The sequence below is a fragment of the Streptomyces sp. NPDC026417 genome (assembly GCF_055567695.1).
Window position 1 is genome coordinate 1 of record NZ_JBVHPY010000055.1, and the last position, 10,649, is coordinate 10,649.

Genomic DNA, 10,649 nt, shown 5'->3' on the forward strand with positions numbered 1-10,649 from the left:
ACGCCACCCCCGCAACTACCTGGCGTTTCTCGGACTCGCCGCCGCCCTCTGCTGCTACAAGAGGCTCCTCCGCCTCACCACATAGGACACCGTCTAACCCTGTAGGACGCGGCCTTAAGACGCTTAGCCAAGGCGTTCGAAGGGAACGATTAGGAACACGCTCGGCCCGTAGCCCCACACTACGGGCCGAGCACTATGAAGCGAGTCTCCGCCCAGCTGTCTCCCCTAGCTGCGGCGTCAACTCGTTGCCCCCATACGGAGCCATCCAGACACTGACCAGGAGAGCTCGAATCTCAATAGTGAGCGACAACTGAGCACACGGGCTATCCAGGCCGAATAGGATGACAGCGTGAAGCCTGACACGAGCGGGCGTGCCCTTCCATCAGTCGGACAACATTCAGGACAGCATCGGCTGAATGAGGACTGAGAAGATGTCTCCGCAGATCACGGGCCCCTTGCGGAATTATTGAATTGATGTGTACAGACCTCGCGAGGCATGACTGACTCCAATCAGTGCCTGCAATGCCCACTATGCACGCCTGACAGGTTGACCAGAACTAGCGGTTTGCGATGGTTTACTGAGTGATGCCTGCCACGCTCACCGCAGGATTGCCCGTCAGTTGTGCGCGGAGCGACGTCGAGCAGCACGTTGCAGCAGCTGCCCGACGTCGCCGTTCGGGCTACCGGGGGCAACTGTTCACAGTCGCCTCAACGGGCCGAAGGCCCCGGGGCAACGCCAAGTTGCAGCCTGCTGAAGTTTTCAGGGCGGGACCCGGTAGGCCGGCACCCAGAAGCCGTGCTCGGCTTCATCCTTTTTCAAGCCCGCTGCCAGGTGGCTGCTGAAATTGCCCCAAACGCCACGCTGAGACCACCGAGCTGGGTGCAGATGGGACCCGATGATCAGTCTGACGCTCTCGCCGGGCTCACCCGCAGGCGCTTCGCGATCACTGCGGTTCCTCTCACCTGCCGCCAACCGCTTGCCACACCGGAGCCGGATTTCCGCTCGCGAAAAACGCTCAACGGCCAGCCGCCCACCCTCCGGATAATGCATACCACCGGCATACCGCAGGGGTCACGTACCGTCAGCACCCGGCGGCGGCTCAAACTTTGCCGAGCAGGAGGAACACTGCCGCTGCTGCCCCCGAGACGACAGCGGTGACATGACCGGAACTGTCGGGGTGGGTGTGGCGGCGGCATGGGCCAGCAGCCGCCTGCTGATGCTGCGGCACAGTTGGCCGGGATAGCCGTCAGCTGCGACAGCACGGCCATGCGCCCAGTGGCCGGTGCGGGGGCTGACAGGAGTTAGGTAGTAAATACTCAAGCAGGGTGACTGGGCACTGGTTGAGGATGGCCATACATCTGAGCGCGTCAGGCTCAATTAATTCTTCTTAAATTCTATTAATTCGTGACGCGGATAATGGATGTGTAATTTCTACCGATACCTCCAGAGATCTGGGAGGTGCTTATTCCTACCCGTGAGACTGAGAGAGTGACCCGTTGGGCCGTTATCTGCTGCGCCGACTCGTCAACTACCTGGCGCTGGTCCTCATCGCGGCTTCCCTCACCTACGCCCTGGCCGCGCTGAGCCTAAACCCGAGAGCGAACTTCGCTGGCCGGAACCCTCCGGTTGCGACCGTGTCGGTGACGGCGGCCCTCAACGAGTACAACCTCAACCCCGACACCTCGATCGTGGTCCGCTTCGGTCACTGGGCAAGCGGGGTGGCTCACGGGGATCTCGGACGCACCGTCACCGGCGGCCAGGTAAATGACGAGTTCGGCCGCCGCGTCGGCGTAAGCACCCGTCTGTTACTCGTTGCCACCATCGTAGGCTCGTTGGGTGGAGTGCTGGTGGGTGCCTGGGGCGCCATCAGGCAGTACCGCGCGTCGGACCGGTTCAACACCCTGGCGTCGTTCTTCATTCTGGCCATGCCAGTGTTCGTGATCGCGGTCACGTTCAAGCTATGGGCGATCGGCCTCAACGACGCTGCCGGCCATAAGGTCATCGAGTACACCGGCGAATACTCCCCGGGGCTGGTGGGGGCCGGTGAGATCCTCGTAAGTCGCCTCCAGCACCTGCTGCTGCCTAGCCTGACCCTGATTGTCATTCAGGTCGCGCTCTATAGCCGCTACCAGCGCAGCACCATGCTAGATGTCCTCGGCAGCGACTTCCTACGCACGGCCCGGGCTAAGGGCCTGTCACGCCGGGCGGCGCTGATGAAGCACGGACTGCGCACCGCTGTCCTGCCGGTGGTCCCGCTACTCGTCTACAACGTCGTGCTGCTCTTCACCGGTGCCACCTTCACCGAAAAGATCTTCGGCTGGCACGGTATGGGCGAATGGCTGGTCAACTCGATCAGTACCAACGACGTCAACGCGGTCGCTGCGGTCGGCATGTTCACCGCCGTGGTGGTCCTGGTCGCTGGCCTTCTGTCCGATGTGCTGTACGCGGCCCTCGATCCGCGCGTTCGGGTGAGCTGAGCTCCAGCTCGCCCCTCAGCCCCGACCCGCGTTTCCAGGAGTTCTTACGCATGGCTGTCCAGACCCCTTCTCTCCAGCCGCCTGCGCAGGCGGCTACCGCGTCTGCAACCCGACCCGCCTATCGTCGTGGCAGCGGCCGGACCCGGCTCACCGCCATCCGCTTCGCCCGCAACCGCATGGCCTTATCTGGGTTGTGCATGCTCGTCCTGCTCTTCCTCATGGCCTACGTCTCACCGCTGTTCTACAAGTGGGGCTACACCGACCTGGATTTCCTGGCCTTCCAAAAGCCGCCGTCAGTGAGCCACTGGTTCGGCACCGACCAGACAGGCTCCGACCTGTTCGCAATGACAGCACGCGGTATGCAGAAGTCCCTCGTCATCGGCATCCTCACCGGCGTGATCTGCACCGTGGTTGCCGCCACGGTCGGGGCGAGCGCGGGTTACTTCGGCGGCTGGACCGACCGTGGCCTGATGTGGGTGGTCGACTTGCTGCTGGTCATGCCAAACTTCCTGATCATCGCGGTACTCTCGCCGCTGTTCCAGGGGACAACCTGGCTGCTCTTCGTTGTCCTACTAGCCGCCTTCAGTTGGATGATCACCGGTCGGGTAGTGCGCAGTATGACGCTCACCTTGAAGGACCGTGAGTTCGTGAAGGCAGCCAAGTACATGGGCGTCCCGGCACCGGTCATCATCCTCCGGCACATCCTGCCCTCGATGGCCTCGATGCTGATCATTGATGCGACAATCCAGGTTGGCACCGCGATTATCGGCGAGACTAGCTTGTCCTACTTCGGCTTCGGCGTGCAGTCGCCGGATGTCTCACTAGGCACGGTGATCGCCACCGGCACCCCAGCGGCCGCGTCCTTCCCCTGGCTGTTCTACTTCCCGGCCGGCTGTCTGGTGCTTATCTGCCTGTCAATCGCCTTCATCGGCGACGGGCTGCGCGATGCTCTTGACCCAAATTCCAGCCGCGCCAAGGCCCGTACCGCTCGCAAGCTCCAAGAAGGACGCAAGCCGTGACCGAGACCCCCGCCCTTGAGGTCACCGACCTCCACGTCTCCTTTCCGAGCGAGGCTGGGCGAGTCGAAGCCGTGCGCGGAGTGTCCTTCGTCGTCCGTCCAGGCGAGGTCCTTGGCATCGTTGGCGAGTCCGGCTCCGGCAAGTCCGTCTCCTCGCTCGCCGTCCTCGGCCTGCTTCCGGACACCACCGAGGTGAAGGGCTCGGTCAAGCTCCATGGCCGTGAACTGCTGGGACTGGACGACCGCAAGATGACGAAGATCCGCGGCAAGGACATCGCCATGATCTTCCAGGATCCGTTGTCCGCGCTGACCCCGGTCTACTCGATCGGCGATCAGATCATCGAGGCGCTTCGGATCCACCAGGAGATGGACAAAGCCGCTGCCCGCAAGCGGGCCGTCGAACTCCTAGATCTGGTGGGCATTCCTGACCCGCAGCGCCGCGTCGACGCCTTTCCACACGAATTCTCCGGTGGCATGCGGCAGCGGGCGATGATCGCCATGGCGATCTCCAACGACCCCAAGGTCATCGTGGCTGACGAGCCCACCACGGCCCTAGATGTGACCATTCAAGCCCAGATCCTAGACGTGCTCAGGAAGGCACAGCAGGTCACCGGCGCCGCTATCGTCATGATCACCCATGATCTGGGGGTGGTGGCCGGTTTCGCCGACCGCGTCCAGGTGATGTACGCCGGGCGGCCGGTCGAGACCGGTACGGTCGAGGAGGTCTACTACACGCCCCGCATGCCGTACACAATCGGCCTGCTCGGTTCGATCCCGCGGTTGGACAGCGGCCGGCTGCATGCCCTCACCCCCATTGATGGCAACCCGCCCTCACTGGTGGACCTGCCGCCAGGCTGTCCCTTCGCGGCGCGCTGCCCCATTGCGATTGAGCCGTGCCATGTGATGGAGCCCGAACTGAAGGTGCACGACGGCGGCAGCCATCCCGCCGCGTGTCACCGCAGCCATGAACTAGAGGACGGCGGCGCGCTCACCCTGGCCGCCATCTACCCGGTGCCCGGGCTGCACGAGGTTCCTGTCAAGCCGGTGCCCCGGCAGGACCGGGCCACTGTGCTGGAGGTTGAGGGGCTGGTCAAGCACTTTCCGCTTCTGAAGGGCGCCGTCTTCAAACGCCGCATTGGCACGGTACGCGCCGTGGACGGAATCGGCTTCGATATCCGAGAAGGCGAGACACTGGGCCTAGTTGGGGAGTCAGGCTGCGGCAAGACCACCACCCTGCTGGAGATCCTCGACCTTCCCTCCGGCCAGGCGGGGACCGTCTCGGTATTTGGCAAGGACATCCGCGGGCTCAAAGGCAGAGACCGTAAGGCGCTCCGCCGTGACCTGCAGGTGGTCTTCCAGGACCCGATGGCCGCCCTCGACCCACGTATGCCAGTAGGCGACATCCTCGCCGAGCCCATGAAGACTCACGGCTGGTCCGGAGAGCGGATCCAAGCACGTGTGCCGGAGCTACTGCGCCAGGTCGGTCTAGATCCGGACCACGTGGACCGCTATGCCTCGGAGTTCTCCGGCGGACAGCGACAGCGCATCAGCATCGCCCGTGCGCTGGCCCTGGACCCCAAGCTGGTCGTTCTGGACGAGCCGGTCTCGGCGCTCGACGTGTCCATCCAGGCGGGTGTCCTCAACCTGCTGGATGAGCTGAAGTCCAGGATGGGTCTGAGCTATCTGTTCGTGGCGCACGACCTGTCCGTCGTGCGCCACATCGCCGACCGGATCGCGGTGATGTATCTGGGCCGGATTGTTGAACTCGGCACCGCAGAGGCGGTATTCGAGACACCCTCGCATCCGTACACCCAGGCACTGCTGTCTGCGGTTCCGCTGCCGGACCCGCGCAAAGAGCGCAAGCGCAAGCGGATCCTGCTCACCGGAGATCTACCGAGCCCAGCAGACGTGCCAACCGGCTGCCGCTTCCGCAACCGTTGTCCCAAGTTCGCGGCCCTTGACGAGAGTAATCGCGATCGCTGCCGCGACGAGGACCCCACACCGACCGGCCTGGCGGGCGACCACACCGCGGCCTGTCACTTTGCGGCTGCCGTGGCCGTTGTCTGAGTTTTCCCCCCGTATTAGGAGAGAGTCCCTTGAACAGAACACGTATGCCCATCGCCGTGGTGGCGCTGGCCACCGCCGGCGCTCTGGCCCTGGCTGCGTGCGGCGGCGCGGACGGGAAGGACAGCGCCGCAGTCAGGAAAAACTCAGTGCCCAAGTCGAACGTCAACAATATCAAGGCCACTGACCGCGACCAGCTCAAGCAGGGCGGCACCCTGAACTTCCCGCTGGGCGAGATTGCCGAGAACTTCAATTACAACGAGATCGACGGAACCCTCTCCGACGGATACGACGTCGAGCGTGCGCTGATGCCGATCGTCATGATGTCGAACGCCATGGGCACCGTGACCCCGAACCCCGACTACCTTACCTCGGCAAAGGTGGCAAACAATGGCGGCAAGCAAGTTGTCATCTACGAGATAAACCCTAAAGCCAAGTGGTCCAACGGCGACGCGCTCTCCTGGAAGGACTTCGAGGCCAGCTGGAAGGCTGGCAACAAGAAGAACTCCGCGTACAAGGTCTCCTCAACCACTGGTTATGAGCTGATCAGCAGCGTGGCGAAGGGAAAGAGCGATCACGAAGTCGTAGTCACCTTCTCTAGCCCCTTCGGCGACTGGAAGAGCCTGTTTAGCCCTCTGTACCCGGCATCTGTCGTAGGCACCCCGCAGGGCTTCAACACCGGCTACCTGGGGAAGATCCCCGTCACTGCGGGCCCCTTCAAATTCCAGGGCATCGACAAAACCGCAAAGACCCTCACCGTCGTCCGCGACGACAACTGGTGGGGCAACAAGGCCATGCTCGACAAGATCATCTACCGCGCGCTGGACTCCGACGCGACTGCCGGTGCCTTCGCCAACGGTGAAGTCGACTTCTTCAACGTGGGCCCCGACTCTGCCGCCTACAAACAAGCCAAGGCCGTTAAGGGCGCCGATATTCGCAAAGCGGCAGGTCCCAATTACCGCCATATTACCATCAGCGGCACCCACGGCCCCCTCAAAGATGGCATGGTCCGAAAAGCGTTTACCTCCGCCCTTAATCGGCAGGCAATCGCCGACTCCGATCTTCAGGGCCTAGATTGGGACGCAAAACCGTTGAACAATCACTTCTTCGTCACCAACCAGGAGGGCTACAAGGACAACTCGGGCGAGTTCGCTGCATACAACCCGACTAAGGCGAAGAAGCTACTAGACAAGGCAGGATGGAAGCAGTCCGGAGAATTCCGCAAGAAGGACGGAAAGGAGTTGGACGTCAATTTTGTCATTCCTGCGAACGTCTCCACCTCAGCCAACGAGGGCAAATTAATGCAGGCCATGCTCCGGGCGGTCGGCATCAAGCTAATCATTAAGTCCGTGCCACTGCAGGAGTTCTTCGACAAGTATGTGACTCCTGGCAACTTCGACACGACGGCCTTCTCGTGGATAGGCACAGCCTTCCCAGTCTCGTCCACTAAGTCGATCTACGTGAACCCCAAGGGCGACACCGTCCAGCAGAACTACACTGGCGTCGGCAGCAAGGCACTCGACGACGCCATGAACAAGGCTGCCGCCGACACTAACCCTGCCATGGCCATCGCAGACGCCAACACCGCCGACCAGATGATCTGGTCACAGGCCAACGTCCTGACGCTCTACCAGCGCCCCGACATCTACGCGGTCAAGAAGAATCTAGCCAACATCGGCGCCTACGGCTTCCAGGACCTGCGCTACGAGAACATCGGCTTCACCAAGTAGGCAGGGCGGGGACTGGTGCGATAACTGACACTGGCTTCAGCCCCGCCCCTTCAAACTGGACATGCTCGCGCACCCTCAAACAAGGGCATCCTTTAGTCCGATGTGGAGTTGGGCCTTAGGACTTGGTTCTGGGGACGGGGCTCGTGGGGCCAGAATTTCTCGGGTCGGATGTATCGAGGGCGCGGCCGCAAGGCGAGAATGTGAGGGCCGGCTGGGCGATGAGGTCATGCACCGCCTCGCCTGGTCCCGCAAGTACGTCCCGTCGGACGCCAACGAGCTGCCCGTCCTCGTCGGACGCCACGAATGGCAATGGAGCATGCACACTGGCCGCCACCAAGGGCGCACAGGCGTGCTATTGACAATCCGAACTGGCGGTATAGCCACATATATCAGCTGAGATGCGTTTGTAGCAGTGGAACGCTGCGGAGTTCGAGGGAGGCCAGTTAGTTGTGGGTGGGTGCGTGGTGTTGCCTTCGGCGGGATGTGACGGATCCGGGAGACTCTAGAGGGTGCGGACGAGAGTCGCTTGTCGCTGAGGTCCGCGGCAGTGCGTCGTGGTGGCGATGCCGTTGGCGGTCTAGGGAGCAGGTGGGATTGACGGAGTGGACCAGTAGGTTCTTGGTTCTTGGGTGGATTGCTACCGCTCTACGCAAGAGGCGCCCTATTAGCGAAAATATGTATTCCGAGAGACGATCAGGTTGTTCGCGATGCGGGCAGGACAGCCTGCTCACGACCGCGGAAATATCGGCAAAGAACGCCCTCGGGCAGCGCATCGTGCTGGAGCTGTGCAAGGTCTGTGACATGAACAAACCCGCAGCTTCCGCCTTAGCCGACTTCTTCGCCACCAGCGGCGGGCACAACATCGCACGCTCTGAAGAGGGAGCGCAACTGCTGATGGAATGGACGAAAGAGGGCATGGCCGCGCACGGTTGGCACTGGGAAGAGGCGGGCCCCCAGCCATAGGCGAGCGAGGGCTCCCCATGCCTCCTGCGTGCGGGTCCAGGATCAACCTTTGCTGGTCCCGTGCGAGCCATGGGCGCCATGCCGCAAGCCTGCACCTCATAGCCTGACTCGTCGTAGACCGCTTTCACATCGACTCCCCCGTTGCGCCGTCGCCGGACACCCGGGTCCCATCCACCTCGCCACGTGCGCCAGCACGCGCAACCTCCAGCCACAATTCGGCCGCGATCCGAGACAGCCCCAACAGCACCACGCCCATTCATGACCACGCCTGCGCTCAATGTGGATGTCTCTCGCCCCGAGACCTTGCGGTTCAGTTAGTGACGATGGTGCGGCGCGTGGTGGTGGCCTTTAGCATGGCTGGCCGTGGCGGTTGTTCTTGGTGGCGACGTACTGGCGCACGAATCTCAAGCTGCGACATGTGGCATCGTTGTTCGGGGTGTCGAAGTTTTGCGGCCGACGGAATCCTGGACCACTCTGGTACCTCTGCTGGTGATCTCGCCAGCCCGACGGCTGCGCAAGAACACCGTCTCTTTCGTCGAGGGTACTCTGGCCCCGTACCTGCGACCGCAGCGTCGCGGCCCCGAGCAACAACTACCGGTGCTCGACCACCTGCATATGGTCATCGATGCCAGCAGCCGCTTTACTGATCGTTTCAGAATGAAGATCCGTGTGGGGCTTGGCAGTTGAGCGTTCTGTCGGCAGGATCTGTTGGGTGCCTGCTGATCTTGTGCCTGATGACTTGTGGGAACGTGTGGCCCCGCTGTTGCCGGCTCGGCCGCCTCGGCGGCATCGGTATCCGGGGCGGTTGCCTGCGGATGACCGTGCGGCTCTCAGGGGCATCGTCTACGTGCTGTCCAAGAGCGTGAGCTGGCGGGACGTTCCTGCTGAACAGATCGGCTGTAGTGGTGTGACGGCCTGGCGGCGTCTGCGGGACTGGACCGAAGCGGGCGTCTGGCCACAGCTGCACGAAGTGCTGCTGGCCGAGCTGCGGGCCGCGGGCCTGTTGGACATGGACGACGCAGCGATCGACGGCTCGCACGCCCGAGCACTGAAAGGGGGGCTCACACCCAACCTTCGCCGGTCGACCGGGCCCGGCCCGGCAGCAAGCACCACCTGATCGTCGACCGGCACGGCACGCCGTTGGCCGTCTCGCTGACCAGCGGGAATCGTCATGATGTCACTCAGCTGACGCCTCTGCTGGACGCGATACCCCGCATCCGCGGGGTGCGCGGGCGGCCACGTCACCGGCCGCTCCGGCTGTTCGCCGACCGCGGCTACGACAAGTACCGCCGACTTCTCCGGGCCCGCGGCATCACACCAAAGTTCGCTCGCAAGGGCACCGCGCATGGCTCCGGGCTGGGAAAGACCCGCTGGGTCGTCGAGCGGACCTTCGCCTGGCTCCACCAGTTCAAACGACTCCGGATCCGCTACGAGATACGCGACGACCTCCACCTCGCAACTCCTCCAACTCGCTTGCAGCATCATCTGCTTGAGGCGACTCCGAACCTCATTCTGAAACGATTAGTTAGTACTCCAGCAGCGGTTCGTGTCCTGAGCTGCGTTTTCGGTAATGGCAGTGGCGGGCGACCGCCTGGCGGCGTCTTCTCCAGGTCGACCACTTCAGCGCGTGGGTGACGGGATCGCGGTCGGCTCGCGGGTGGGGCAGGAGAGCGTCCAGGAGCCGCCGTATCTCTGCCACGGTGAGCGGGACGGAGGCTGATCCGTTTCTGCGGCCCCCTTTGCGGCATCGCCGTCGGCCTGGGGCTGTGCTGCGAGTGCGGTCAGGACGGCATGGGCGAGCATGGCCAAAGTGATGTGCCGATACCAGCCGACATAGCGACGGACCTCGTACTCGTCCAGGCCGCACTCATTCTTCGCGGCCTGGAAGCACTCCTCGATCGCCCAGCGGGAGCCGGCGATCCGGGCCAGCTCGGCGATCTCGACGTCAACGGGTGCGTAAGCGAGGTAATAGGCCAGGTCAGCGGGGTCGGACAGGCTGCGGCGGGCCATCACCCAGCGGTGGTGGGTTGGCGGGTCGGGGTCGAAGACGATGTTGGCAGGCAGCTTGGCCGCGGCCCAGTCGTAGATCCGTGGCCCCTTCGCACCGTCACCGCAGGACAGCCGCTGCCAGGCATCACCGGGTGCTTCCTCGATGAGCTGGTCGATGCGCCAGATGCCGGCTAGGGACTTGATCTGCTGCGATTTGGGCACCGCCACCACATAGCCGATGTCGAGTTGCTCAAGCAGGCGGCGGAAGTTCCAGTCCTGTCCATAGGCCTCGTCTGCGGTGATCCACTTGGTGGGCAGGCCGGCGGCCAGGCAGCGACGGACGATGTCCCGGGCCAGCTCTCCCTTGGTCGCGAAGCCGCGTTCGTCGGGGATCTTCGCCGCCCGGC

General features: G+C 63.2%; 6 protein-coding genes and 2 pseudogenes. 7 read left to right on the forward strand and 1 reads right to left on the reverse strand.

The features are described from left to right. Positions 1 to 1,497: 1,497 nt before the first annotated feature. The 7 genes and pseudogenes from ACZ4NT_RS37615 (at position 1,498) to ACZ4NT_RS37645 (ending at position 9,769) form a co-directional block, all read left to right on the forward strand. Positions 1,498 to 2,478, forward strand: a complete 981-nt coding sequence (locus ACZ4NT_RS37615) for an ABC transporter permease (RefSeq protein WP_467729878.1) — start codon at positions 1,498 to 1,500, stop codon at positions 2,476 to 2,478. A gap of 50 nt (positions 2,479 to 2,528) precedes the next feature. After that, positions 2,529 to 3,497 (forward strand): ABC transporter permease, encoded by a 969-nt coding sequence (locus ACZ4NT_RS37620; RefSeq protein ID WP_467729880.1) that lies wholly within the window; start codon positions 2,529 to 2,531, stop codon positions 3,495 to 3,497. Then, on the forward strand, positions 3,494 to 5,563 hold the full coding sequence (locus ACZ4NT_RS37625) for an ABC transporter ATP-binding protein (RefSeq protein ID WP_467729882.1): 2,070 nt from the start codon (positions 3,494 to 3,496) through the stop codon (positions 5,561 to 5,563). Before ACZ4NT_RS37620 ends, ACZ4NT_RS37625 begins: the two co-directional genes overlap by 4 nt. A gap of 44 nt (positions 5,564 to 5,607) precedes the next feature. After that, positions 5,608 to 7,290 carry an ABC transporter family substrate-binding protein gene (locus ACZ4NT_RS37630; RefSeq protein WP_467729884.1) on the forward strand — a complete coding sequence of 561 codons (1,683 nt, stop codon included), beginning with the start codon at positions 5,608 to 5,610 and terminating at the stop codon, positions 7,288 to 7,290. A 675-nt stretch (positions 7,291 to 7,965) separates the two neighbouring features. Beyond that, complete coding sequence (locus ACZ4NT_RS37635; RefSeq protein ID WP_467729886.1) at positions 7,966 to 8,253, forward strand: DUF6300 family protein; 288 nt, start codon at positions 7,966 to 7,968, stop codon at positions 8,251 to 8,253. A gap of 355 nt (positions 8,254 to 8,608) precedes the next feature. Next, positions 8,609 to 8,892 (forward strand): annotated as a pseudogene (locus tag ACZ4NT_RS37640) (transposase family protein); the annotation flags it as partial. A 73-nt stretch (positions 8,893 to 8,965) separates the two neighbouring features. After that, a pseudogene (locus ACZ4NT_RS37645) lies at positions 8,966 to 9,769 on the forward strand (IS5 family transposase). Positions 9,770 to 9,873: 104 nt separating this feature from the next. On the opposite strand, the gene ACZ4NT_RS37650 reads toward ACZ4NT_RS37645, so the two are convergent. Further along, positions 9,874 to 10,649, reverse strand: a 776-nt coding sequence (locus tag ACZ4NT_RS37650; RefSeq protein WP_467729888.1) for an IS701 family transposase, incomplete at its 5' end; no start/stop codon positions are given.

Excerpts from the sequence above, each read along its gene's own strand:
- ACZ4NT_RS37620 (WP_467729880.1), top strand. The coding sequence starts at position 2,529 with ATGGCTGTCCAGACCCCTTCTCTCCAGCCGCCTGCGCAGGCGGCTACC.
- ACZ4NT_RS37635 (WP_467729886.1), top strand. The coding sequence starts at position 7,966 with ATGTATTCCGAGAGACGATCAGGTTGTTCGCGATGCGGGCAGGACAGC.
- ACZ4NT_RS37630 (WP_467729884.1), top strand. The coding sequence starts at position 5,608 with ATGCCCATCGCCGTGGTGGCGCTGGCCACCGCCGGCGCTCTGGCCCTG.